Origin of the sequence: Pontibacter ramchanderi, from assembly GCF_002846395.1 — a bacterium.
GTDB lineage: Bacteria > Bacteroidota > Bacteroidia > Cytophagales > Hymenobacteraceae > Pontibacter > Pontibacter ramchanderi.
Genome location: NZ_PJMU01000002.1, coordinates 165,360 through 191,121 on the forward strand (window position 1 = coordinate 165,360; position 25,762 = coordinate 191,121).

Below are 25,762 nucleotides of genomic sequence, written 5' to 3' on the forward strand. Positions count from 1 at the left end.
TATGGAAGTTCTTTTGACAAAAGACTTTTAGACAAAGGACGAAAGACTTGATCGTATCATCACATCAATTCAGCAAACGAATACCCTTACTCACCCAGGCATAGCCCCCATCCTTCTATAACTCACTAAATCACTAAACTTTATCCAGCGCCTGCGCCAGATCAGCCAGCAGGTCTACGGTTTCCTCTATACCTACCGACAGCCGGATCACTCCCAGCGTGATGCCCAGTTTCTGCTGTTGCTCCGCGCTAAGGCTGCGGTGCGAGGTGCGGAGCGGGTGCGATATAGAACTGCTCACGCCCGCCAGTGATGGGGCGAACGGAATATGCTTCAATGCTCTCATAAAGGTGTTCACCGTGTCCAGGTCGTCTTCGATCCGGAAAGAGAGCATGCCCCCAAACATGCCCGAGCCTTGTCCCTTGGCCAGCTTGTGTTGTGGATGTTGCGCCAGGCCGGGGTACCATACCTGCTCCACTTTTGGGTGGCTGTACAAATACTCGGCTACTGCCAACGCATTAAAACAGTGTTGTTTCATCCGCACGTTCAGGGTCTTGAGGCCACGGGCCGCCAACCAGCTTTCAAAAGGGCTCAGGTTGAGGCCGTATACCCGCATGATCTGTTTGCTGCGCTCTATGTCTTCTGCTTTGGCTGCCACTACAGCGCCTGCCGTCACGTCGCTGTGGCCAGAGAGGTATTTGGTTACACTATGGATCACCATGTCCACCCCCAGGTGCAGCGGTTTGGTTATTACGGGTGTGGCAAAGGTGTTGTCGATGAGCAATTTTATACCTGCGCGTTTGGTTTCGGAGGCGAGCCGCTGGAGGTCTACCACCTGCAGGAGCGGGTTGCTCATGGTTTCGGCCAGCAGCAGCTTCGTGTTCGGCTGCACATACTCCGCTAAGGAATAAAGTTTTTCGCCAGGTACATAGCTCACGGCCACGCCCATGCGGGTCAGCTCCTGCGACAGCAAAGCCGCCGAGCCACCGTATATTTCTTCGGCACACAACAGATGATCCCCTGACTGGCAATAGGTAAGCACCGCCGTCAGGATGGCCGACATACCCGACGAAGTGGCCACAGCCCCGGCGCCTCCTTCCAGACTGTTCACCTCGTCGGCCAGCTCGTCGGAATTGGGGTTGCCGTAGCGGGTGTACATGTACTTGTGGTCCGGCTGGTCGAAGTACAGCTCCAGGTCATTCAGGTCTTCGAAGGTGAAGACGGAAGTCTGGTAAATGGGCGTGGTTTTCGGGTGGATCTGTGCCATGGTCAGGTATAGCGTATTTCTTCGTTAAAGATAGGCAGGATTTGGAAATAGACCGGCAAACCTGCTTATTTTTGAGACAGGGCCTGGCTTAAACTTTTACTCCCGGCTGCCTGACCCACATAGCTAATAAGTTTCGTAAACAAAGACATGACGCACCCAATACCTGCCGAGAACCAACATTACCGCAGCCTGACCATCCGTCATATACAGGAGGAGGTACCTGGCGTGAAAACTTTTACACTGCAACCCGAAGATGGCCAGCCACTAACTTACAAAGCCGGCCAGTACCTGACACTGGTGCACCCTAGCACGCATGGCGAAGTGCGCCGTTCCTATTCCATCACCTCTGCTCCCGTTTTGCAGGAGCCACTCACCATCGGGGTCAAGCGCATCGAGAACGGCCTTTTCTCGCGCATGCTCATCGACAATGCCCGTGTGGGAGACAAGCTGATCACTACCGGGGCAGCCGGTTTGTTTACCTTGCCGGAAGAAGGAAGCGCTTACAAGCAAATTTTCTTTCTGGCTGCCGGCAGTGGCATCACACCAATCTACGCGCTGCTCAAAGAGTTGCTGCACGCCCGCCCGGACTTGTCGGCTGTGCTGCTTTATAGCAACAGCTACGAAGAAAAGAGTATGTTCCTGCCCCCTCTCCGGCAATTGGCAACCCGGTTCCCGGAGAGGCTGCATACCGAGTTCCTTTTCAGCAACTCCCCTGACCTGAGCCGGGCACGATTGCACAAAGACCTGCTCCAGCGCTTCGTCAGTTCGCTTGCCAGGGCGCCGCACCACGAACTGCTCTTCTACCTTTGCGGCCCTGACAACTACATGCGCCTGATGTCGTTTGCCCTGCGCCAGTTTGGTATACCTGAAAGCAATATCCGCAAAGAGATCTTCAACACCGATATCCGCAAGCCCGCCAAGCTCATGCCCCCCGACACGGCCGCGCACCGTGTTACGCTACACATCGGCGGCAGTACGCACCAGATCGTATCGCGCTACCCAAACAACATCCTGCAGAGTGCCCGCCAGGCAGGTATACCGATGCCCTACAGCTGCGAAACGGGCAAGTGCGGCAGCTGCCTGGCCCGGGTGCTGCACGGTAAGGTATGGATGTCGTACAACGAGGTGCTCACAGAGCGGGATATGGAGAAAGGTATGACACTAACCTGTGTCGGTTTTCCGGTGGATGGGGATGTGGAACTGGAGATCTTGTAAAGACTACGCCCGGCCGCCATACTACAATACATCCTAAAAAGTGCAGTTAGTGTTCAAAATCTTATTAAGATTTCACTATATTTAAGAAGCGTTATTTAATTGGCAGCTGCCATACCTGCTTACACCCAGGTGAGTTCTGACTGATCAAGTCAATAGCGGGGAGCAGGCTGATGAGATAACGCCCCTACATCTTTACTGCACAGTACATGAAAACACTCACCGCTATTGCCTGCCTAGTGCTGGTATGCCTTGCAGCACAGGCACAAGACCTGGACCGACCACAGCTGCGGTTAAAGCCGTCTCACAAAAAACTCGATCTGCGATACAATGGCAGATACTCCTCATCAGGTATACTGAGTCCACTCCAAAAGCCAGGCAGCAGGTATAGCCTGCTGCCAAAATCTGCCCATAAAAAACCTGGCAAAGCAGAAAACACGCAACTACGGGGCCAGATGCCCATTCTAAAGCCCGATTCAGCTGTACATTTCCCCATTCTGGCTTTAAAGCCTGACACTGCGATAGCCTTCCCGATGCCGGTTATCAAACCTTAAGCCCTACTTAAAAGCTTACGAAACACTGTACGCCGGCCCGTCTCCTTTTAGCTCTTATCTTTCTGCTGAGCAGCCTTTCGTTCGCTCAGGCGCAAACCATTACCTCCCCCCGAAACTGACCAGCTGGTGGAACGGACGATGGCTACTTTTCAGGTGCCAGGTATAGCCATGGCTGTGCTGAAGGACGGGAGAGTAGTGCAAATGAAAGGCTTACATCAACACTCTACCTCAAGCTCCCTGACTTCTACTCGCTGGACCAGGCTTACGTGGACAGCCTGCTGAAATTGCATCATGCCAACATCATGAAAGCCAATTTTATGATCGTGGATGTCCGGGGAAACAGCGGCGGAAATGATGCTAATTACTTTCTGGTGATGCCCTACCAATACCCTCAGGCGGTTTTTGGCTTAATAAATAAACATTCAGTAGCTGATGGATTATAAAACAGGAAAGCCCGGTAAAAAAATTGAAGCGTATAACGAAAAGGAAATCTACGAGCTCCCGCTGACGAATAAAGGAATAGCCTACTTCGATTATCCAGAGCCTTTTTTTCCTACAAACCGGACACGCTATACCATGGTCCGAAATAAATCGCGATTCTGACAGACAAAGAAACGGCGAGCTCCGGCGAGACTTTTGTATTTCGCGCCAACCAAAGTGACCGTGTAGTAGTGTACGGCCAGAACACTGCAGGTGTAGTAGATGGCTTCAATGGTCTCTCGAAGAACATTGGCTGTTTCGAGGTCGTGTTTCCTTCGTCCTATCGGGCAAGAGATCTTGATAAAAACCCAATCGACCCTTATGGTATAGCACCGGATGTTTTTGTGAATGAGAAGGTGGATGTGCTGCACTAAGCCATAGATCACATGCGACAGCTAATCAGAAATGGAAGTACTCAGGAATAGCTGCTTAGCTAGGTAATATGGTTATATTTCTTTCATCGCACCTAACATTAATCTTAAAGAAAGCAGAAAGCCCCTTCTACTCTTTCGAACAGAAGGGGCTTCTTTATTCTTTAGCTAATGCTGTACTATTCGCTTACTGACTCAGCCAGTACGATGATCTTGTTGTTCAGCACTTCTACCACACCACCATCCACATTGTAGAACGTCTGTCCTTGCTTGGTAGTGATACGGATTCTGCCATTTTCGAGGGTGCTGATAAGGGGAGCGTGCGAGTTCAGGACTTCAAACGAGCCGTTTGTACCCGGAAACTGAGCCGCCTCAACCTCACCGGCAAAAACCTTCTTATCAGGTGTGATTATCTCTAAATACATCTGTTTCAGTTAACAGTTAACAGTTATCAGTGACCAGAATTTGTTTCCTGATCACTGATGTCTGTTTAATGAATTTATTTTGCTTCGGCCATCATCTTCTCACCTTTGGCTACGGCGTCTTCAATGGTACCAACCAGGTTGAAGGCTGCCTCAGGCAGGTGATCGTACTTACCGTCCATGATCTCGTTGAAGCCACGGATGGTGTCTTTGATGTCAACAAGCACACCTTTCAGGCCAGTGAACTGCTCTGCTACGTGGAATGGCTGTGACAGGAAACGCTGCACACGGCGCGCTCTGTGTACTACCAGCTTATCTTCCTCAGAAAGTTCGTCCATACCCAGGATGGCGATGATGTCCTGAAGTTCTTTGTAACGCTGCAGGATCTCCTTAACACGCTGTGCTGTACCGTAGTGCTCGTCACCAAGAACATCGGCAGACAGGATGCGCGAAGTAGAGTCGAGTGGGTCCACCGCAGGGTAGATACCCAACTCTGCAATCTTACGGGAAAGTACGGTTGTAGCGTCCAGGTGAGCGAACGTTGTCGCTGGAGCCGGGTCAGTCAAGTCGTCCGCAGGTACGTAAACGGCCTGTACGGAAGTAATGGAACCACGCTTGGTTGACGTGATACGCTCTTGCATGGCACCCATCTCAGTGGCCAGCGTTGGCTGGTAACCTACCGCTGATGGCATACGACCAAGAAGGGCCGATACCTCAGAACCCGCCTGCGTGAAGCGGAAGATGTTATCGATGAAGAACAGGATGTCACGACCAGCGCCAGTGCCGTCACCGTCACGGAAGTTTTCCGCAACCGTAAGACCAGACAGGGCCACACGTGCACGCGCCCCAGGAGGCTCGTTCATCTGACCGAACACGAGCGTCGCCTGAGACTTCGCCAGTTCGTCCATATCTACTTTAGAGAGGTCCCAACCACCTTCTTCCATCGAGTGCTTGAACTCCTCACCATATTTAATTACACCAGACTCGATCATCTCACGCAGCAAGTCGTTACCCTCACGCGTACGCTCACCCACACCGGCAAATACAGAAAGACCTGCGTAAGCCTTTGCGATGTTGTTGATCAATTCCATGATCAATACGGTCTTGCCTACACCGGCACCACCGAACAGACCAATTTTACCACCCTTCACATAAGGCTCGAGCAGGTCAATTACCTTGATACCTGTGTAAAGAACTTCAGAAGAAGTAGCCAGGTCCTCGAAACGAGGAGCACCACGGTGGATCGGAAGACCACCAGCGCTTACTGGCTGCTGAATACCGTCAATGGCTTCGCCGATAACGTTGAAAAGACGGCCTTTGATGCCTTCGCCTGTCGGCATGGTAATAGGACCACCCAAGTCAACTACTTCAGCGCCACGGGTAAGACCTTCGGTAGAGTCCATCGCAATGGTACGTACACGGTCCTCGCCAAGGTGCTGCTGACACTCCAGGATGATTACCTGGCCATTGTCTTTCGTCACTTGAAGGGCATCCAAGATGTTTGGAAGTTTTGCGTTTTCACCCGCAAAGCTAACGTCCACAACCGGACCGATAACCTGGGTAATTCTGCCAATATTCGCCATTTGACTTTTTATATTGATTAACTTGTATAACGGAGTTATTTCAAGGCGCAAAACTAAGGTATATTAGGGACAATTCCACACAACACTCTAAAAAGTTTTAACTTACTCAATATCAAAGTATAGCCGCCGGCCCAAACATTTACAGCCCTTTGGCGGCTGCAGGTATACAAAAGGGCAAAGCGTACCCTAATCCCGGGGCATGGCCTCTCCCGAAGCAACTGGCAAAAAAGGGGATACGCCGGAACAGGTTACAGTAAACCTTCAACCTAAAGGCGCTCTAACACGAGCTGTACCTCTTTCGTTACACGTTTCTGGTCACTATGCTTTGGCAGCGGTGTCACGTCCAGTAGCCTTACTTTGTAAGGTATAGCACCTATGGGTACTACGGCTTCATCCACCCACTGACCGCCCTTGCCACAATCGCCCAGACACATGGTAATGTTCCTGTAGCTGCTATCCATTGTCCCCAGGCTCAGCTTAACCTCCACGCTGCCATAGGTGATACAGACCACATCGCTCGGACATCGGCTATCCCTTACCTCCTCAACTTTTAATTTTATAGCGGGGGCGCCCTCGCTACCATTACTATTATAGAGTGCGGATTGCCCTTCTTTGAGCTTAATTTCCTGGCCCAAATAGGCACTCACAGTACCCAGATCTTCTTTGGAGCAGGCAAGAAGCAGACATAAGAAGGCGGAGATGAGTATAACGTTTTTCATGGAATGGCGCTGTTTTTAACTATTTGACCCTAAATTGCAACAAAGCGTTGCATCTTTGGTGTTGCTAAGGGCCAGCAGTAACCACCAGGCTCTTTGCTACTCCAATATGGCAGCTAGCAGCTATCGCTATTTTAGTATAACACTTTTTAAACTATCACACTCTTTCATAGTCTATACCTACCGAGCGGCTTATACCTGTTCACCTGATCTATTCAACCAAACTAACCTTTTCATGAAGAAAATTTACCTTCTCGCTATGCTGCTGCTAGTGGGGATTGGTGTACAGGCACAGCAGCCTGCCACTCCGACAAAGGGAAACTACCAGCTGGCTTCCCGCTTCTCACCCAAAAAGCTGGAGAAACTTATTTTCACCACCAACCTCGACCCGCACTGGCTCAAAAACTCCGACCGCTTCTGGTACGAGTACGAGACGAGCAATGGCAAGAACTGGTACATTGTTGACCCGGCCACTAAGTCAAAAAAGCTGCTGTTCGATAATGCCAGGGTAGCCTCTGCTGTGACCATGGTCGTGCAGGATCCTTTTGATGCACAGAACCTGCCTATCCAGAACCTGAAATTCACCGAAGACGAGAAGAGCGTGCAGTTCGAGATCAAGAGCTCAATCGACCAGGTGAAGAAAGACCGCCTCGACAAGAAAGCAGCCGACTCGCTCGAGAAGAAAACATTCTATTTCCGTTACAATCTGTCTACCGGGCAAGTAGTGGAGCTGAAGGATTTCGAAAAGCCGAAGTCCAAGCCACGCTGGGCCTCGATCTCGCCTGACCAGCAGGTGGTGATTTTCGCAAAGGAGCACAACCTCTACTGGATGGACCGCGCCAACTACGAAAAGGCCCTCAAGAACGAGAAAGACACGACCATAGTCGAACACAAGCTCACCACCGACGGCGTAGAGTACTATACCTATGGCGACTCCCGCGGCGAGACCAACGTGGAACGTGAGAAAAACAAGAAGAACCGCAAGCCGGCCTTCGTTCTGTGGTCACCGGACTCGAAGCAGTTTGCCATGATCCGTACGGACGAGCGCAAGGTGAAAGACCTGTGGGTGCTGCACCACACCGCCCAGGGCAGACCAGCGCTGGAAACCTATAAGTACCAGATGCCAGGCGAGAAGGAAGCCCCGAAAAGAGAGCTGCTGATCTTTGACTTCGCCAACAAAACGCAAAAGCGCATCAACACGGCCGCTTTCAAAGACCAGGAACTTTCGCTGTGGTCTGCGCCGGCCTTGCAGAAGCAGCGCGACGACGAGCACCGCCCGATTACGTGGCATGGCACCAAAGACAAGCTGTACTTCACCCGCACCAGCCGTGACCTGAAAAAGATCGACGTGTGCGAACTGGATATCGCCTCTGGCAAAGTAACACCTGTGATTGAAGAGCGCTTCAACACCTACATCGACATGAACCGCATTGGCCTGGTAGGCGGCGGCAAGGAGATCATCCACTGGTCGGAGCGCGACGGCTGGGGCCACTTTTACCTGTACGACGGCAAAGGCAATCTGAAAAACCGCATTACCAGCGGTTCTTTCCACACCGAGGATCTGGTAGGTATAGATGAGAAGAACCGCGTGCTTTACTTCACAGCCAATGGCCGCGAAAATGGCGAAGACCCGTACCTGATGCACCTGTACCGCGTGAACTTCGACGGCAGCGGCCTGACCTTGCTCAACAAAGGAAACTTTGACAATAGCATCAGCCTGAACGACAACAACACCTACTTTGTGAACACGGCATCGCGCGTGAACACAGTGCCGGTATCGGTGCTGTACGACACAAAAGGACGCAAAGTGATGGACCTGGAGAAAGCCGATCTGGGCCGCCTGATGACAACGGGTTATAAATTCCCGGAGCCGTTCACTGTAAAGGCTGACGATGGCATTACCGACCTGTATGGTGTAATGTACAAGCCTTTTGACTTCGACTCGACCAAGACATATCCGGTCATCGCCTATGTATACCCTGGCCCGCAGACCGAAGCTGTAAACAAATCATTCGGCCGCAGCATGGACCGCATCGACCGTCTTTCGCAGTTGGGTTTTGTGGTGATAACGGTAGGTAACCGCGGCGGCCACCCGGCACGCTCGAAGTGGTACCATACCTATGGCTACGGCAACCTCCGCGACTACGGCCTGGCCGACAAGAAAGCCGCTATTGAGCAGTTGGCCGATCGCCACCGCTTCATCGACATCGACCGTGTAGGTATAACGGGGCACTCTGGTGGTGGCTTTATGTCCACGGCAGCCATGCTCGTATACCCTGATTTCTTTAAAGTAGCCGTATCTGGCGCCGGTAACCACGAGAACAACATCTACAACCGTTGGTGGAGCGAGAAGCACCATGGCGTGAAGGAAGTGATCTCGCCAAAAGGAGACACCTCTTTTGTGTATGCCATTGAGAAAAATCCGGACCTGGCCCGTAACCTGAAAGGGCACCTGCTACTGGCCACCGGCGACGTAGACAACAATGTGCACCCAGCCGGCACCATCCGCATGGCCCAGGCGCTCATCAAAGCCAACAAGCGCTTCGATTTTGTGATGCTGCCTGGCCAGCGCCACGCCTTCGGCGACATGACCGAGTATTTCTTCTGGACGATGGGCGATTATTTTGTGAAGCACCTGTTAGGCGATTTCTCCCAGCCAGTAGATATTAAAGAAATGAACCGGGAGGTTGAAAACGTGGGCAACAAGCGTCGCAGTGGCGCAGTTACAGCCCCCGAAGAAGACTAGGTATAAACCATCCTGAAACACACAGAACATCCGCAGTGAGACGCCTCTCGCTGCGGCCGTTCTGTTTATGGGCTATACCATGCTCCAGGCAGAGCTACACCTAAGATAACAGATCGATGCGGGGCACAAGGCTAAAAACAATCTCCGCCATGCGCAGCTTGCTAACAAACGGTGCACGGCGGAGACAGCCCTTTATTTTGAAGTGGTTATTTAGATTAGAGAATCTGAGCCCAGATGGCCCGGAATAAGCGGAAGGCTAAAAATTTGAACATAATTGTAAGCGTAATCTTAAATTATAATGTACTTCTTAGAACCCTGTATTCGAGACGAAGGCTATAAATGTTTCAGCATTTCGATCTGCTCGTCGTTGAGCAGGATGTAGCGGTTATTAAAAGGATTGGCATAGAACTTCTCTGCAATCACATATTCCCCGGTGTCCATTTTGTGGATGTTGTAACTAAAAAGGCTGTTGGAACGCTCAATAACCAGTTCCGTTCGGCTTAGATCAAGCTCGCGACCACAGGTCGTCGTAATGATGTCAGTGTTGGCCGTCATGGCAGATGCATACATAATTGGAAGATTTAGCAAAGTTCTTTACGCAGTACTTGCCAGATAGTGACACAGATAAGCCATAAAAATCAGTTAAACTTTTCCACATTATCCCCCAAAGCCTTGAGCTATACCTCAGCCCCGGTTAAAAGCACATTCTAAATAAAGATGATCAGGCACACACCCAAGGCCTAGAGCTGCGTGAACACCAAAATCCACTGCTATTTTTTTGTTTAGGCGGGCCTCCTGCCCTATTCTTTTTCAGATTAACACAGAGCATCCTTCTTTTTTTCATCCAGCTGCAATCTTTTTCTCGCATTCGGTCGCATTATAAAAAGTGGCCTTGTTCCGAAAAACAGGTTCAGAATAAGGCGATGAATTTCACTCGGTTATACTCAAAAACACCCTGCTTCCTTGCCCAGTTTGGCCACCTTTTGCATCATCAAAAAGCACGAGGGAATGGCCCTAAAGCAGATTTTGGACGAATATTTTCAAAAAAATTTGAGGCAAATGTTTGCAGTTTAAAATAGCCTCCCTATCTTTGCATCACTGAACGACGAAGGGGCTTCCACTCTGAAATCTAGTAGGTAGCTTGTCCGATGGTGTAACTGGCAACACGTCTGATTTTGGTTCAGAAGAGTCCAGGTTCGAAACCTGGTCGGACAACGTAAAAAGGCAACCCACAGCAATGCGGGTTGCCTTTTTTGCTTTTCACCCTCCTCCCTAACTAATTAAAAATCAGAAATATCAGGTAGCATATTTGCGGAATTTCGTAGCTTTGCAGGCATAATAACCTAAACCAAACCCTACTAACATTTAGCATTATTATGCCACAGGTAAAAATTTTCGCTGGCTCCGCCTCCAAGTACTTAGCCGAAAAGATAGCCGCCGCATACGGCACGCAACTCGGCGACCTTGAGCTTCTACGTTTTAGCGACGGGGAGATGGCACCACACTTCAACGAGTCAGTTCGCGGCGCAGAGGTATTTCTGGTGCAGTCCACGTTTCCGCCAGCCGACAACCTGATGGAACTGATGCTGATGGTAGACGCTGCCAAGCGTGCCTCAGCCCACAAAGTAATTGTAGTGATGCCTTACTACGGTTATGCCCGCCAGGACAGAAAAGACAAGCCACGTGTTTCCATCGGCTCTAAAGTGGTAGCCAATGCCATCCAGTCGGTAGGCGCTGACCGCCTCATGACCTGCGACCTGCATGCCGGCCAGATTCAGGGCTTCTTCGACATTCCAGTGGATCATCTGGATGGTTCGGCCATATTTGTACCCTACCTGCGCAGCCTCAACCTAGGCAACGACCTCATCTTCGCATCACCTGACGTGGGGGGCGTGGTACGTACAAGAGCCTTCGCCAAAAACTTCGGTGCTGAAATGGTTGTCTGCGACAAACACCGCAAACGTGCTAATGAGATTGCCTCGATGCAGGTGATCGGTGACGTGGAGGGTATGGACGTGGTACTGGTGGACGACATGGTAGACACAGCCGGTACAATCACACAGGCTGCCAAACTTTTGAAAGACAAAGGTGCCAAGACAGTAAGAGCCATCGCAACGCACCCTGTGTTGTCGGGCCCGGCCTACGAGCGCATCGAGAACTCCGTGCTGGAAGAACTGGTAGTATCTGACACCATTCCATTGCGCCAGGAGTGCTCCAAAATCAAGGTGCTTTCCTTCTCCGAGCTGTTTGCCCGCGCCATTAACAACGTGGTAACGCACGAGTCAATCAGCTCGCTGTTTATATAATTGATGGTTAATTGATGGTTGTTAATTGTTGTTCGCAGTAATTAACAACCAGCAATTCGCTATAACAAAAAGAAAGACCTAGGAGGTAGTTGAGAGGTTGATTTTTGAATTGGTTGTATAATACAAGAAAAAAACAATCAACAATTTAACAATCAACAATTAAATACATACCTTTGTGCCTTCAAAAATTTAACAAATTCATTTTTATGAAAACTTTAGAGATTATAGGGTTTAAAAGAGCAAATCTCGGTAAAGCACAGACGAAAGAGCTGCGCAATGAGTCTTATGTACCAGGAGTACTTTATGGCGGCGCTGAGCAGGTTCACTTCTACGCTCCAGCCATCCTGTTCAGAGACTTAGTTTATTCTCCAGAAGTATACGAAGTTGATCTGAATATCGAAGGTACGCACTACAGAGCGATCCTTCAGGACGTACAGTTCCACCCAGTAAACGAAATGCTGTTGCACGTTGACTTCCTGGAGCTGCAGGAAGACAAAGAAGTGAAGATCGAGGTTCCTGTTAAGTTTGTAGGTAACTCACCTGGTGTAATGGTAGGTGGTAAGCTTGTGACAAAACTGCGTAAGCTGAAGATCAAAGCCCTTCCAGCTAACCTGCCAGACTACATCGAGGTAAACATATCTGATCTGGAACTTGGTAAGTCAATCAAAGTAAGCAAGATTGCGAAAGGTGACTACGAGATCCTGACCAACCCGCTTGCTCCGGTTGCAACCGTTACTATTCCACGTGCTCTTAAGAGTGCGCAGGCTGAAGAAGCTCGCGGCGGTAAGAAATAATTATCGTTGCTTTCATAGCATCCAAGATCCTGTCCTGCTCCGAGCGGGGCAGGATTTTTTGTTTCCACTTGAAGGTTAAATTGATTAATGGTTAAATTGATACATTGTTGAATTGTTATACAATTATCAAAAATGATTTTCCGGATTTGCAATTGATCCATTCAACAATTTAACCACCTATCAGACCACCATTGAGCAATTCAATAATAGATAAGCTAAAACACTGGCTGGGGTTTATACCTGAAACTTCGGCTATACCTGAAGATACGAGCATGAAATACCTGATCGTGGGCCTTGGCAACATTGGCCCGGAGTACGCAGAGACGCGTCATAATATTGGTTTTATGGTGCTGGACTACCTGGCCCAGAAGTTTGACGCGAAGTTTGACACAGGCCGACATTCCTTTGTGACCGAGATCAAAAGCAAAGGGCGCACCTATGTGCTGGTAAAACCCACCACCTACATGAACCTGAGCGGCAAGGCCGTGAGCCACTGGCTGGGCAGCCTGAAGCTGACACCGGACCAGATGATGGTGATCACCGATGATATCGCCCTGCCCTTCGGGAAGCTGCGCATCCGGGCCAAGGGCAGCGCCGGCGGGCACAATGGCCTCAAGCACATCGAGCAGACGTTGGGCCACAACAACTACCCTCGCCTGCGCTTCGGTGTCGGCGACTCTTTCCACAAAGGCAAGCAGGTGGACTACGTGCTGAGCACGTTTAGCGACGACGAGAAAATAGACCTGCCCGGCATTATTGAAAAGGCAGCTGACTCTGTGATCGCCTTTGGCAGCATTGGTTTGGAGCGCACCATGAACCAGTACAATACCAAATAAGCCCACCACATGGTCGACTTCCTGCTCAGCCGCAAAACTGACTTTTACTTCTGGACAGGTATAGCCATGGGCCTGGCTGTGACAGGAAATTTCGGGCTGGGGTATGCAGCGATATGGTATACGGAATCGTTTTTCCCGTTTAGCACCGTTCTGCTGTTGCTGCTCACCGGACTTCTGGCTTTTGGCTACTTCCAGAGCCAAAGCAAGGCCGAGAGTAAACTGGAGGCTGGCTGCTTTGGTGGAATCACTTCCATGATTGTCCTCTTCAATGCCGGGTATAGCTTTATCCTGGTTCTTTTACTTTTAATGGCTTAGGCCCGGCTTCTTTGCCAGAGCTTCTCTAGCGACTAATTAGCTTCATAACTTATCAAATTAACTCCGTGAAATGAAACGCCTGTTCCTGCTATACCGCAACGCTTTTGGAGGGCTCTCCCGCCCTGCCTGGATGCTTTCGCTGGTGATGTTCATCAACCGAAGCGGCGCTATGGTGATCCCATTTTTGGGCGTGTACCTGACAGAGGCGCTTGGGTTTAGCTTGAAAGAAGCAGGTATCATTCTGAGCATTTACGGGCTTGGTGCCGTGTGCGGCGGCTTTTTGGGCGGTTGGCTTACGGATAAGATCGGGCATTTCAAGGTACAGTCGTTTAGCCTGACGGTGGGCGGCAGTCTATACCTGATGTTCCTGTTTTTGGAGAAGTTTGAGCACATCGCGGTTGGTGTGTTTATATTGAGTCTGGTCAACGACATGCTGCGCCCTGCCAACTCAGCTTCCATCGCGCATTATGCCAAACCCGAAAACGTGACCAGAGCCTTCTCACTCAACCGCATGGCGCTGAACCTGGGCTTCTCGATCGGTCCGGCGCTGGGCGGTATGGTAGCGGCTATTTCCTATAAATTCCTGTTTATAGGCGATGCGCTGGGCTGTACGATGGCCGGTGTGTTCTTCTACATTTACTTCCGGAAAAAGCAAGGGCACCGACCAAAGCAGAAAGCCAAGGCAGAGGCAATCTCGCCTGAAGCCAAAATTGAAACAACCGAGAAAGTCCGCTCCCCCTATACCGATAAGCTATACCTGCTGTTTGTGGTGCTGAACGCGGGTTTTGCCATGCTGTTCTTCCAGCTCCTCTCCACCTTGCCGCTGTATTACCGACAGGTATATGCGCTGCCGGAGCAGGGCATTGGTGGACTATTGGCACTGAACGGCCTTATTGTGTTTATGATCGAGATGATCTTTGTATACCTGATCGGGGATAAAGTGAAGAAATCGTGGCTGATACCGACGGGTATTCTGATACTGGGCTTTTCCTTTGTGATCCTGAACCTGGGGCACCACCTTTTCCTGCTCTACATTGCGATGACACTGCTGAGTTTCTCGGAGATCCTGGTGATGCCTTTTATGGCCACAATTTCGGTGGAGCGCTCCAACAACAGCAACCGAGGCTCTTACATGGGCTTGTATACTATTTCGTATGCCGCTGCCCATGTGGTAGCGCCCTATATGGGCACCACCATTGCCGCCCGCCATGGCTTTGACACCCTGTGGTGGGTACTCGGCGCTTTTGCTGTTGTGGTAAGTATCGGGCTATACTTTGTGGTAAAGAAAATAGACGTTGCTGCGCCCAAAATGTCTGTAGCAGCAGGAGAGGCCAAAGGTATAGCTGCGGGCTAAGCTGCAGAATAACCCGGGCAACCGGACTCCTACTTATACCTGTCTCAGAAGCCACCGTCTAACAAAAAGCCCTTGCCTATCGAAACAGGCAAGGGCTTTTTATATAGTTGGCAGGTATAGCTTATCGTACACCTCCGCCGTTCTTGATCGGCTTGCTCGGTTGCACGAAGGCCAGTGATCCATCCGGATTCTCCGCCATCAGAATCATGCCCTGGCTGGTGATGCCTTTGATCTCACGTGGCGCCAGGTTCACCAGAATGCTCACCTGCTGCCCGATTATCTCCTCTGGGTTGAAGAACTCGGCGATGCCGCTCACCACGGTGCGCTGGTCTATACCTGTGTCGATCTTCAGCTTCAGGAGCTTCTTGGTCTTGGCCACTTTTTCGGCTTCTATGATGGTACCAATGCGGATGTCCATTTTAGAGAAGTCCTCAAAAGAGATGTTCTCCTTGGCTGGCTCTACCACAGCATTGGCCGCTTCATTTGCTTTCTTAGTGTCAAGCAGTTTTTGTACCTGCGCTTCTACGGCAGCGTCTTCAACCTTCTCAAACATGAGCTCTGGCGTACCGATCACATGGCCTACTGGCAGCAAGTCCGCGGCACCGGCCTCTGCCCAGGTACCTACTGACTTGTTGAGCATAGCGGCCAATTTTTGGGCAGAAGTCGGCAGGAACGGCTCCATCAGGATGCTTAGACTAGCTGATATCTGCAGCGCAATATTCATGATGGTTTTCACACGCTCCTCGTCCGTCTTGATCAGTTTCCAGGGCTCAGTATCGGCCAGGTACTTGTTCCCCAGTCGGGCCAGGTTCATGAGTTCGCTCAGGGCATCGCGGAAACGGTAGCGCTCAATGTAAGTGGCGATCACCATTGGCATACCTTCCAGCACACCCAGTACCTCCTTATCGTAGTCCTGCAGCTCGCCACGGGCCGGCACTTCGCCGTTGTAGTACTTCTGGGTGAGCACCACCGCACGGTTTATGAAGTTACCCAGAATGGCCAGCAACTCGTTGTTATTGCGGGCCTGGTAGTCTTTCCACGTGAAATCGTTATCCTTGCTCTCCGGTGCGTTGGCGCACAAGGTATAGCGCAGCACATCGCCTTTGCCCGGGAACTCCTCGAGGTACTCGTGCAGCCACACCGCCCAGTTGCGGGAAGTTGAGATCTTGTCGCCCTCCAGGTTCAGGAACTCGTTGGCCGGCACATTGTCTGGAAGCACGTAATCGCCGTGCGCCTTGAGCATGCTCGGGAAAATAATGCAGTGGAAAACGATGTTGTCTTTGCCGATGAAGTGCACCAGCTTCGACTCCGGATCTTTCCAGTAGGTTTCCCAGTCCGGCGTGAGGTCTTTGGTGGCGGAGATATAGCCGATCGGCGCATCAAACCACACATAGAGCACCTTGCCTTCTGCGCCTTCTACCGGCACTGGCACGCCCCAGTCGAGGTCGCGGGTAACGGCACGCGGCTGCAGCCCCTGGTCGATCCAGCTCTTGCACTGGCCGTACACGTTGGGCTTCCAGTCGCCTTTGTGCCCTTCCACAATCCACTCGCGCAGCCATGCCTCGTACTCGTTCAGCGGCAGGTACCAGTGCTTGGTCTCACGCATTACCGGCACGGCGCCGCTCAGCGTGCTTTTCGGGTTGATCAGGTCGGTTGCATTTAGGGAAGTACCGCAGCTCTCGCACTGGTCGCCGTAAGCGTTCTCGTTGCCGCACTTGGGGCAGGTGCCCACGATGTAGCGGTCGGCCAGGAATTGCTGGGCCTTCTCGTCGTAGTACTGCTGCGTGGTCTGCTCAATAAACTTACCGTCGTTGTAGAGTTTCAGGAAGAAGTCAGAAGCCGTTTCGTGGTGCGTTTGTGACGAGGTGCGCGAATAAATGTCAAAGGACACGTTGAAGTCCTCGAACGACTTCTTGATCAGTTCGTGGTACTTGTCCACGGCCTGCTGCGGTGTGATGCCCTCTTTCTTGGCGCGGATGGTGATCGGCACGCCGTGCTCGTCGGAGCCACAGATAAATTTCACGTCCCTGCCCTGTGAGCGCAGGTAGCGCACGTAAATATCGGCAGGCAGGTATACGCCCGCTAGGTGCCCAATGTGCACGGGTCCGTTGGCGTAAGGCAATGCCGCCGTTACAGTATATCGTTTATAGTTTTCAGCCATAGTTCTCGTAAAAACGCAAATATACGAATAGCCGTTGGATTGAGCGTCTATACGTTTCCCATTCAGAAAAAATGGCAGGTATAAGCTGACCTGGCCGCAGCTTTTCCGTAAACGGTAGACCGGTTATGCAGCTAAGGCAAAGGCAGCAGAGTATCAGTTTGACTAAACGATAGGTATAGCAAAGATTGAAAACCTCCCTGGTATAGCTAATCTGTGGCCTGCGTATACCTGAAACCAAGGTATGCTATACCTGAATCATCAAGAACCCAATCATCTGACAATATGAAGCAAAAAGATAATTTCCACGAGAAGAAGAGCGAGAGCGGCCACTTGGGTAAAGAAGGCGAAAAGAAAAAAATCAGTGACAAGCCTTCGCCCAAAAGCGCCGACCGCGAATCGGATACCACCCCACCCGACCATGAAGTGTATGTAGACCTCGAGCCGGATGAACTGCACATCGGCGACGAAGAGATCGAAATTGAAGACGTAAGCGACTTGCGCGAAAAGGACGAAACGAAAAACAAGAAGAAAAAATAAAAGAGAAGCGCTACCTGAAAGGGTAGCGCTTCTCTTTTATGCCTTAATTGTTCCCAACTGGTGGTTTGGTGGGAAGTATACGCAACACGCGGTGCCTTGTAGAGTCTACCGGAGCGTTGGGCAGCTGTTGTGGCCGCACTTCGGGTGGCAGGTTAACGGGCGCATTGCGGTCATACTCCTCAATGTTGCGCTTGCGGTTTATGTCGCTTGCCTGCTCATACATACGGTTGCGCACCTGGTTGCCATCTCTATACCTGACTCGCTGCGTATGATCCGGGTTGGGTGGCAATGTACCTCCTCCGCCCTCGGACAGCGAGGTGCAACCCAACATCCCCAGCAGCAGCAGTCCCCCCATCCGGTTTATATACCTTTTCATCTTGCTTCATCTTAAAATAGTAAAATCAAGGCCCTGAATAAGATGCCTTATACCATGTATACGGATGAAAAAGTATAAAAGCACATGTTCTAGTCCTCGGTCTTCATGTTTTCTTGCCCTACCTGCGTCAGCATCAGGCCTTCCGGCGCTGGGGTCACCCAAGCTAACTTGGCCAAGTGATGCTCCGCCTCTTTCTGCACATCCTTATACTTCGGGTAGCGCTCCTGCAGGTAAGGGTATAGCTCCTGATAGGCTAACACCTCCCCTGCCTGTAAATTGTTCTCCTTAAAGGCACCCATGATGCACTGCGCCACATTTTCTATATTCTCTGCTTCGGAGTGTAGTTCGTTCATGTCTGTTTTCTCGTTAGTGTTGGATAGGAAATACGGGGATAGAAGTTTGGGAGTTTAGGAGTTGGGGAGTTTAAGAGTTGAGGAATGGTTAAATGGTTAAATGGTTAAATGGTTAATATGTTTGGAATATGAAAAAGAAATTCAAGGTATAGGTCGGGCCCCATCCGACACGTGTACCCAGCATCTGTCCAATCGTGGACGAGCAACAATTTAACAATTCAACCATCAGCAGTTTAAAGGCTACTCCCTTTTCTTAAACCCAAGCGCTACGGAGTTAAGGCAATAGCGCAGGCCGGTCGGTTTAGGTCCGTCATCGAAAACGTGGCCCAGGTGACCGCCGCAGCGTCCGCACACAACTTCAGTACGCACCATACCCATGCTTCGGTCGGTCAGTTCTCTCACCTGCTTGCTGGAAATGGGCTTGAAGTAGCTGGGCCAGCCGGTGCCCGAGTCAAACTTGGTGTCGGAAGCGAACAGTTCGTTGCCACATGCGGCACAGGTATAGACGCCCTTCTCTTTATGATCATTGTACTTGCCGCTAAAGGCAGGTTCGGTTCCTTTCTGGCGCAGCACATAGTACTGCTCTGGTGTGAGCTGCCTTTTCCACTCAGCATCCGTCTTGGTGATCTCGTAGGATTGCTTTGATTTATTGGTATTGCCGTTCTGGGTGGCTTCTACCCCGGCCGAGGTCAACATTGTGCCGTCGGCTTCGGTGGTGGGCTGGTCCTGCTGGCCGCAGGCGGGCAAACTCAGCAACACCAGCAAGGTATAGACATAAAACATTTTCATACAGTTGTTTACGAAATTATAGAACAAAAAACAGGCCTCCTTTGATTATTTTATACCTCATTGAACAAAGGACGGCTGTATAATGTTTGCCACATAACCTGAGCCATTGTGCTGAGAGAGAAGAATTAATCATTACCTAACCTGTTTATTTCGAGCGGACTACTAAAAATACGAAGGCTTTTTCTTACCTTTGCACCTCGAAAAATCTATTCAATGCAAAATATTCGAAATATCGCGATTATCGCACACGTAGACCACGGCAAAACAACGCTCGTGGACAAGATCATCCACGCTTCAAAGCTATTCGCTGATCACCAGCAGTTTGACGACCTTATTCTCGACAACAACGACCTGGAACGCGAGCGCGGTATCACGATCGTTTCCAAGAACGTATCGGTTCGTTACAAAGGCGTTAAAATTAACGTGATCGACACCCCTGGTCACGCCGACTTCGGTGGTGAGGTAGAGCGTGTACTGAAAATGGCCGACGGTGTACTCCTGCTGGTGGATGCCTTCGAAGGTGCCATGCCACAGACCCGTTTCGTACTGGGCAAAGCGATTCAGCTGGGCCTGAAACCGATCGTAGTAGTAAACAAAGTAGACAAAGAAAACTGCCGTCCGGATGAGGTACACGAGCAGGTGTTCGACCTGATGTTCAACCTCGAGGCCACTGAAGACCAGCTGGACTTCACCACGCTTTACGGTTCTTCTAAGCAAGGTTGGATGAGCACCGACTGGACGCAGCCAACGACAGATATTACCCCACTTTTAGACGCCATCATTGATGTGATCCCTGCTGCTCCGTTCCGTGAAGGTACACCGCAAATGCAGATCACGTCGCTTGACTATTCTTCTTTCGTGGGTCGTATCGCCATCGGTCGTGTGCACCGTGGTACCCTCAAAGAAGGTATGCCAATCAGCTTGATGAAAGCCGACGGTTCTGTAAAGAAAGGTCGCATCAAGGAGCTTCAGGTATTCGAAGGCCTTGGCAAGAAAACGGTACAGGAAGTATCTGCCGGCGAAATCTGCGCTGTGACCGGTATTGAAGGCTTCGACATCGGCGATACGATTGCCGACGCGGAGAACCCGGAGGCAATGGAGCGTATCTCTATCGACGAGCCAACCATGAACATGCTCTTCACGATCAACAACTCTCCTTTCTTCGGCAAAGAGGGCAAGTTCGTGACGTCACGTCACCTGCGTGACCGCCTGTTCAAAGAAACTGAGAAAAACCTGGCCCTGCGCGTACAGGAGACCGACCGTGAAGATACTTTCCTGGTATTCGGTCGTGGTATCCTGCACTTGTCAGTTCTGATCGAGACGATGCGTCGCGAAGGTTACGAACTGCAGGTAGGTCAGCCACAGGTAATCTATAAAGAAATCGACGGCCAGCGCCATGAGCCAATCGAGCACCTGGTAGTGGACGTGCCGGAAGAGACTGCCGGTAAGGTTATCGAGCTGGTATCGATGCGTAAAGGCGAACTGACGATCATGGAGCCGAAAGGCGACCTGCAGCACCTGGAGTTCAACATCCCAGCCCGCGGTCTGATCGGTCTGCGTAACAACGTACTGACTGCCACTGCCGGTGAGGCGATCATGAACCACCGCTTCCTGGCCTACGAGCCATACAAAGGCGCTATACCTGGCCGTAACAACGGTTCTATCATTTCGATGGAAACAGGTCCGGGCACAGCTTACTCGATTGACAAGCTGCAGGATCGTGGCGTGTTCTTCGTTGATCCGGGTGTAGATGTGTATATGGGTCAGGTAATCGGTGAGCACAACCGCCAGAACGATATCACGGTGAACATCCAGAAGGGCAAGAAGCTGACGAACATGCGTGCTTCCGGTTCTGATGACAACACTAAGATCGCACCGGCCAAGAACTTCTCGCTGGAAGAAGCCATGGAATACATCCAGAAGGATGAATACCTGGAAGTGACGCCAAAGAGCCTGCGTATGCGCAAGATCTACCTCGACGAGAACGAGCGTAACCGCATGAGCAAGAAAGAAGAAGTAGCGTAAGCTATACCTCTATAAAGTAAAAATCCCTGGCTGGTGAAAACTGGCCGGGGATTTTTGTTTATGGAAGTTGGCTAGGCACATCTTTTCACACCTCCCATTTTCTCAGAAGAAACTCAAATTATTTTCGGGAGGCTCGTGTGGAATTTAGGGGTTAGCTGTATCTATAAATTGCCATAAGGCTCGGCTTTAATGATTCGCCATGTCCCGAAAAACTTTCTTACAAGACGGTTTGCTTCCAGCCGTTTGCCACGTTTATAAACTGGCAACAGGAGAAACCCAATCCCCCCTGCCAGTCATTGCCCTTATTATTGCATTCTCATTGCTATTTACTATTTCCGGTTGTCAGTCCCGAAATAGGGGCGCTGAATACGAAGCGGCTGAATTGATGATGGCACCACCGCCACCTGATGCGCCGGCCATAGAACCGCAGCGCAAGCTGATCAAAGAAGGCAGGGTGGAATACGAGACGGCCCGGATTGAAGAAACCCGTCAGAAAGTATTTGCTGCAGTAGAAAAGCACAAAGGGTATATATCTTCTGACGAGGAGTATACTGCACCAGGAAGGACCAGCAACACACTTATCATCAGGGTGCCTGCCGACAACTTCGATAACTTGCTGCGGGAAGCCACTACAGGCGTGAAAAAGTTTGACGCCCGGGAAATTAACGTGAAGGATGTCACAGAGGAGTTTCTTGACGTGAAAGCTCGCCTGAAGACTAAAAAGGAGCTTGAAGCCCGGTTTCTGCAGCTATTGAAACAGGCAAAAAATGTAACAGAGGTACTGGAAATCGAAAAACAGCTTGCCACGCTGCGTTACGACATTGAATCAGTTGAAGGACGCCTGAAATACCTGGAAAGCCAAGTGGCACTTTCTATCCTGACCATGACATTTTACGAGACCACACCCGTTTACACCGGGTTCTCTGGTGAATTTAAAAACGGCTTCCAAAACGGCTGGGACAACCTGATCCGGTTTTTTGTGCTACTTACGAACATCTGGCCATTCCTCCTTTTTGGTCTTCTGCTTGTAGTCGGACTAAGCAGGTATAGGAGGCGAAAAATTAAATAATGCCTTATTGCTAGTTCAATAAAATCTGAGAACTATTTAATATCATAATGCTGCTCAGTCAAAGAGCAAAGTCAACTGAGACAGCGTGCCGATAACCTAAACACTACTCTTGGTAGCATCTAAAGATGATATTGATTGAAGCATGGCAGAACCCAAATACAACGGAATTGTACCGGATGTATAAATCAGCTTGTCTTCTGAACATTTCAAGACCAGCAAAGACATTGCGTTACAGCGGGCCATTAAGACCGTCGAAAAGTAAACCGGCGCTTTAGGTATAGCAAAATAGCTGATGTTCACCCTTTTAGATAGCATGTTTACCCACAACTAAAATACCTTTGTCAAAAATATAACTATACGCATTTAAAATATAATTATTAACTATACCTTTCTTATAGTACCAAACTAATTGTATTATGAGAACACGCGCTTTCTTTACCGGACTTCTTGCACTGGTTCTGTTGAGTTTTACACCAGTTGCTGCACAGATCAACGTGGGTAAAAACCTTAGGAATAAGATTAACAGCAAGATAAACCAGAAAGTAGACCAACAGGTTGACAAGTCGATTGACGAAACGCTGGAGGGCAAAAAAGAGGCTTCGGCTGATAATAGCGACTCCAAACGCAGCAATGCCAAGGCGAGCAGTACAGGATCTGAGGAAGTAAAAATGAAAGCCTGGAGCAAGTACGATTTCGTGCCAGGGGACAAAGTACTGTTTTCAGATAATCTTGCCGGTGAAGAGAACGGCGAATTTCCATCGCGCTGGGACCTGAACAAGGGGAACGCCGAAGTAGCCGATTTTGGTGGCGAACCTGTCATCAACCTGGTGGCTTCCGGCACGAGCATCAAGCCGCTGATGAAACGGGAAAACTGGCTGCCCGAAACATTCACCATCGAAATGGACCTGTACTTTGACAGTGATAACGGGAATGTTGCCTATGACATATTCCTGGTGGACGACATAAAGGATTACAAGGAGGCGGTTAACGGCCATTTCTGGGACCCCATCGATGTACGGGCCAATGGTGTGAGGTTCAAGACCTATGGTTCGGAGTCGCAGGAACTGAAGGAGAAGGGCGTAAACAATCAGTGGCGCCACCTCTCCATCGCCTTCAACAAACGCAGCATGAAGGTATACCTGGACGAAGAGCGCCTGATCAACATCCCGAATGTAACCGGTACGCCAACCGGCCTGCGCATAGAGGTTGACAAGCGCATTGATGCCAACACCATGGTGAAAAATGTGCTGATAGCCGAAGGCGGCAAGAAACTGTACGATCAGATAACGGCCGACGGCAAAATAGTAACCTACGGCATCAAGTTCGATGTAAACAAAGCCGATATCCGTCCTGAGTCGGCAGGTACGCTGCAAAGTATTGCCAAACTTATGCAAGAGCAGCCAAACCTCAGGTTCACTGTAGAAGGCCACACCGACAGCGACGGTGACGAAAATGTCAACCTGAAACTCAGTCAGCAACGGGCCGAATCTGTAAGAACATACCTGGTGGGACAGGGAATTGCGGCCGATCGCCTGGAGCCCAAGGGCTGGGGGGAATCCAAACCGATAGACAAGAACCCCACCGCCCAGGCCAAGTCCAACAACCGGCGGGTAGAATTTGTGAAAAGATAATAAAGGAGATATACCTGCCTGCCATGAAAGGGCGGCCGTAACACACGGCCGCCCTTTTTCATTAAAACCCAAACCCACAGTATAGGTATAGCCCCCTCCGCTCCACGCTACACTTAAACTGCCTGCTGTGTACTGCCAAGCTGTGCCTTTAGGACCGAAAATACAATAGACCAAAGCTCCCTTGTAAACATTAACGCTGATTTACGTTAGATAGGCAGATAAAATTGATAACACACTTTGCATGAAAAGCTACCACCTGCACGTCCTATCACTCGCGTGCGTCCTGCTATTTTCTTCGGGTTGCGCCCGCAAGAATTTCTACTCCAAAACCCCCGTAGTTGACCAATCACGCTATCAGCAGCTAAAAACCGCCTCACCTGCCGAGGTAGACAGTGTTACCGTAATGGCTGGCCAGCATTATAAACGTACCGGTTTCCATAACCTCTTCTGGGGAAAGCATTACCGCGATATATGGGCCACAGCCGTTACAGTTGGCGTATTTGACATGAAAACGGCAAAGGGCGGACTGTCGGTCGAGAAGCTGGGGGGAGGTATGCAGACCACTAGCCTCACCCTGATCGACGGGAACGGCTTTACCTACGCGCTGCGATCCATTGACAAAGACCCGGCCGGTATACTGCCCAAATTCTGGCGCAACACCTTTGTGGCCGATGTGCTCCGCGACCAGACCTCGGCCATCAACCCATACGGTGCTTTCGTGCTGCCCCCCATGGCCGCAGCAGCAGGTATACCACACTCAAAACCCGAGCTGGTATATGTGCTTCCTTCAGACACCACCTTCGGGGAGTATAGCGACAGGTTTCAGGACCGTGTATTCATGATCGAGGAGAAATACAACGACGACCGTACCCTCACCCCCATGCTGGGCAATGCCGTGGATATCGCCAGCTCCAAGAAAATGCTCAAGAAACGCTTTGGAGACGATGACCACTTCATCGACCAGCGCGAGTTCGCCCGCGCCCGCCTCTTCGACCTCTTCATAAATGACTGGGACCGCCACGAGGGCCAGTGGGAATGGGCTGTGTATGACGACGGCGAAAACAAGCTCTACCGGGCTATACCCAAAGACCGCGACAACGTCTTCTATAAGTTCGATGATGGCCTTATCCCTTGGCTCTTCAGCCGCAAATGGGCCATCCGGAAATTCGAGACCTTCGGCCCCAGGTATAAGGATGTGTACGCCCTGATGATGAACGCCAGCTTTATTGACCAGCGCGCGCTCACAGAACTCACCGCCCAGGACTACCAGCAACTGGCCAAGGAACTGCAGGCGGCGCTGACTGATGATGTCATCGAACAGGCTATCCGGCAGTTTCCGCCTAAGGTATATGACCAGCTGGGTGAGCAGACCATCCGTTTACTGAAAAGCCGTCGCGATCTGTTGCCGCAGGCCGCACAGGAGTTTTACCTGCACCTGGCCAAAAACCCGCTGGTGATAGGCACTGATCTGGAGGAACGATTTGAGGTAGAGCGCCTGAACGATGAGGAAACTGCTGTGAAAGTGATCCGACTGTCTGACAACAAACAGGTATACCACCGGGTGTTCAAACGCAGCGAAACCAAGCAGATTACCCTACACGGCCTGGCCGAAGACGATGAATTTGAGATTAGCGGGGAAGTGGGTAAAGGTATACGCGTTGTGATTGTAGGCGGGCGTGGCGAGGACGAGATCAAAGACAGCTCAAAAGTGAAAGGCTGGCGCCGTAAAACCGTGGTATACGACACGAAGCGTGGTACCGAAATTAAGGCCGGCCCCGAAACCATTGACAAGACGTCCCATAACGTAAAAGTACACGCTTTCGACAGGGAGGGCTACTAGCTAGCTTCCACATAAAAACACCAACCAA

24 protein-coding genes and 1 tRNA gene are annotated in these 25,762 nt (G+C 50.6%); 16 read left to right on the plus strand and 9 right to left on the minus strand.

Going from position 1 to position 25,762, the window contains the following annotated elements:
• Positions 1–133: 133 nt before the first annotated feature.
• Complete coding sequence (locus BD749_RS07480; protein WP_101443788.1) at positions 134–1,264, minus strand: trans-sulfuration enzyme family protein; 1,131 nt, start codon at positions 1,262–1,264, stop codon at positions 134–136.
• 147 nt (positions 1,265–1,411) lie between these two features.
• On the opposite strand from BD749_RS07480, the gene BD749_RS07485 reads away from it, so the two are divergent.
• From BD749_RS07485 to BD749_RS19245, 4 genes are all read left to right on the plus strand, one after another.
• Positions 1,412–2,479, plus strand: a complete 1,068-nt coding sequence (locus tag BD749_RS07485; protein ID WP_101443789.1) for a flavin reductase family protein — start codon at positions 1,412–1,414, stop codon at positions 2,477–2,479.
• Between the two features lie 206 nt (positions 2,480–2,685).
• Positions 2,686–3,030 (plus strand): hypothetical protein, encoded by a 345-nt coding sequence (locus BD749_RS07490; protein ID WP_101443790.1) that lies wholly within the window; start codon positions 2,686–2,688, stop codon positions 3,028–3,030.
• A gap of 266 nt (positions 3,031–3,296) precedes the next feature.
• Entirely contained in the window at positions 3,297–3,473 is a 177-nt protein-coding gene (locus tag BD749_RS19240) for a hypothetical protein (RefSeq protein ID WP_245868904.1), read from the plus strand.
• 156 nt (positions 3,474–3,629) lie between these two features.
• Positions 3,630–3,884 (plus strand): S41 family peptidase, encoded by a 255-nt coding sequence (locus BD749_RS19245; RefSeq protein WP_245869124.1) that lies wholly within the window; start codon positions 3,630–3,632, stop codon positions 3,882–3,884.
• Between the two features lie 176 nt (positions 3,885–4,060).
• Here the strand turns inward: BD749_RS19245 and atpC are convergent, their stop codons facing one another.
• The 3 genes from atpC to BD749_RS07505 all read right to left on the minus strand — a co-directional run bounded on the left by atpC (position 4,061) and on the right by BD749_RS07505 (position 6,605).
• Positions 4,061–4,306, minus strand: a complete 246-nt coding sequence (gene atpC / locus BD749_RS07495; RefSeq protein ID WP_101443791.1) for an ATP synthase F1 subunit epsilon — start codon at positions 4,304–4,306, stop codon at positions 4,061–4,063.
• 74 nt (positions 4,307–4,380) lie between these two features.
• Entirely contained in the window at positions 4,381–5,886 is a 1,506-nt protein-coding gene (gene atpD, locus BD749_RS07500; protein ID WP_101443792.1) for a F0F1 ATP synthase subunit beta, read from the minus strand.
• Between the two features lie 266 nt (positions 5,887–6,152).
• Positions 6,153–6,605: a hypothetical protein gene (locus tag BD749_RS07505; protein ID WP_101443793.1), complete on the minus strand. Its 453-nt coding sequence runs from the start codon at positions 6,603–6,605 to the stop codon at positions 6,153–6,155.
• 232 nt (positions 6,606–6,837) lie between these two features.
• On the opposite strand from BD749_RS07505, the gene BD749_RS07510 reads away from it, so the two are divergent.
• Positions 6,838–9,348, plus strand: a complete 2,511-nt coding sequence (locus BD749_RS07510) for a S9 family peptidase (RefSeq protein ID WP_101443794.1) — start codon at positions 6,838–6,840, stop codon at positions 9,346–9,348.
• Positions 9,349–9,681: 333 nt separating this feature from the next.
• Here BD749_RS07510 and BD749_RS07515 read toward each other — a convergent pair whose 3' ends face one another.
• Positions 9,682–9,918, minus strand: a complete 237-nt coding sequence (locus tag BD749_RS07515) for a hypothetical protein (RefSeq protein WP_101443795.1) — start codon at positions 9,916–9,918, stop codon at positions 9,682–9,684.
• 572 nt (positions 9,919–10,490) lie between these two features.
• Here BD749_RS07515 and BD749_RS07520 point away from each other — a divergent pair.
• The 6 genes from BD749_RS07520 (at position 10,491) to BD749_RS07545 (ending at position 14,953) form a co-directional block, all read left to right on the plus strand.
• A tRNA-Gln gene (locus BD749_RS07520) sits at positions 10,491–10,563 on the plus strand.
• A gap of 161 nt (positions 10,564–10,724) precedes the next feature.
• Entirely contained in the window at positions 10,725–11,654 is a 930-nt protein-coding gene (locus BD749_RS07525) for a ribose-phosphate pyrophosphokinase (RefSeq protein ID WP_101443796.1), read from the plus strand.
• Positions 11,655–11,860: 206 nt separating this feature from the next.
• The gene (locus tag BD749_RS07530; protein ID WP_101443797.1) at positions 11,861–12,448 is read left to right on the plus strand and encodes a 50S ribosomal protein L25/general stress protein Ctc; all 588 of its coding nucleotides are present in this window, start codon (positions 11,861–11,863) and stop codon (positions 12,446–12,448) included.
• A 272-nt stretch (positions 12,449–12,720) separates the two neighbouring features.
• Positions 12,721–13,284, plus strand: coding sequence for an aminoacyl-tRNA hydrolase (gene pth, locus BD749_RS07535; RefSeq protein WP_101443798.1), 564 nt, complete (start codon positions 12,721–12,723; stop codon positions 13,282–13,284).
• Between the two features lie 9 nt (positions 13,285–13,293).
• Positions 13,294–13,599 carry a hypothetical protein gene (locus BD749_RS07540; protein WP_101443799.1) on the plus strand — a complete coding sequence of 102 codons (306 nt, stop codon included), beginning with the start codon at positions 13,294–13,296 and terminating at the stop codon, positions 13,597–13,599.
• 70 nt (positions 13,600–13,669) lie between these two features.
• Complete coding sequence (locus tag BD749_RS07545; protein ID WP_101443800.1) at positions 13,670–14,953, plus strand: MFS transporter; 1,284 nt, start codon at positions 13,670–13,672, stop codon at positions 14,951–14,953.
• Positions 14,954–15,074: 121 nt separating this feature from the next.
• Here BD749_RS07545 and metG read toward each other — a convergent pair whose 3' ends face one another.
• Complete coding sequence (gene metG, locus BD749_RS07550) at positions 15,075–17,114, minus strand: methionine--tRNA ligase (protein WP_101443801.1); 2,040 nt, start codon at positions 17,112–17,114, stop codon at positions 15,075–15,077.
• Positions 17,115–17,396: 282 nt separating this feature from the next.
• Here metG and BD749_RS07555 point away from each other — a divergent pair, with 282 nt between their 5' ends.
• Complete coding sequence (locus tag BD749_RS07555) at positions 17,397–17,651, plus strand: hypothetical protein (protein ID WP_101443802.1); 255 nt, start codon at positions 17,397–17,399, stop codon at positions 17,649–17,651.
• A gap of 43 nt (positions 17,652–17,694) precedes the next feature.
• Here the strand turns inward: BD749_RS07555 and BD749_RS07560 are convergent, their stop codons facing one another.
• From BD749_RS07560 to msrB, 3 genes are all read right to left on the minus strand, one after another.
• Positions 17,695–18,027 carry a hypothetical protein gene (locus tag BD749_RS07560; protein WP_143741242.1) on the minus strand — a complete coding sequence of 111 codons (333 nt, stop codon included), beginning with the start codon at positions 18,025–18,027 and terminating at the stop codon, positions 17,695–17,697.
• Between the two features lie 89 nt (positions 18,028–18,116).
• Complete coding sequence (locus BD749_RS07565; RefSeq protein ID WP_245868908.1) at positions 18,117–18,380, minus strand: hypothetical protein; 264 nt, start codon at positions 18,378–18,380, stop codon at positions 18,117–18,119.
• Positions 18,381–18,620: 240 nt separating this feature from the next.
• Positions 18,621–19,169 carry a peptide-methionine (R)-S-oxide reductase MsrB gene (msrB, locus tag BD749_RS07570; RefSeq protein WP_101443804.1) on the minus strand — a complete coding sequence of 183 codons (549 nt, stop codon included), beginning with the start codon at positions 19,167–19,169 and terminating at the stop codon, positions 18,621–18,623.
• A gap of 213 nt (positions 19,170–19,382) precedes the next feature.
• On the opposite strand from msrB, the gene typA reads away from it, so the two are divergent.
• From typA to BD749_RS07590, 4 genes are all read left to right on the plus strand, one after another.
• Positions 19,383–21,194 carry a translational GTPase TypA gene (typA, locus tag BD749_RS07575; RefSeq protein ID WP_101443805.1) on the plus strand — a complete coding sequence of 604 codons (1,812 nt, stop codon included), beginning with the start codon at positions 19,383–19,385 and terminating at the stop codon, positions 21,192–21,194.
• Between the two features lie 385 nt (positions 21,195–21,579).
• Positions 21,580–22,263, plus strand: a complete 684-nt coding sequence (locus BD749_RS07580; protein WP_180336348.1) for a DUF4349 domain-containing protein — start codon at positions 21,580–21,582, stop codon at positions 22,261–22,263.
• Positions 22,264–22,679: 416 nt separating this feature from the next.
• Positions 22,680–23,894, plus strand: a complete 1,215-nt coding sequence (locus BD749_RS07585; protein WP_101443807.1) for an OmpA family protein — start codon at positions 22,680–22,682, stop codon at positions 23,892–23,894.
• Between the two features lie 241 nt (positions 23,895–24,135).
• A complete protein-coding gene (locus BD749_RS07590) occupies positions 24,136–25,734 on the plus strand; it encodes a hypothetical protein (RefSeq protein WP_101443808.1) in 1,599 nt (532 codons plus the stop codon).
• The last annotated feature ends 28 nt before the right edge of the window (positions 25,735–25,762 follow it).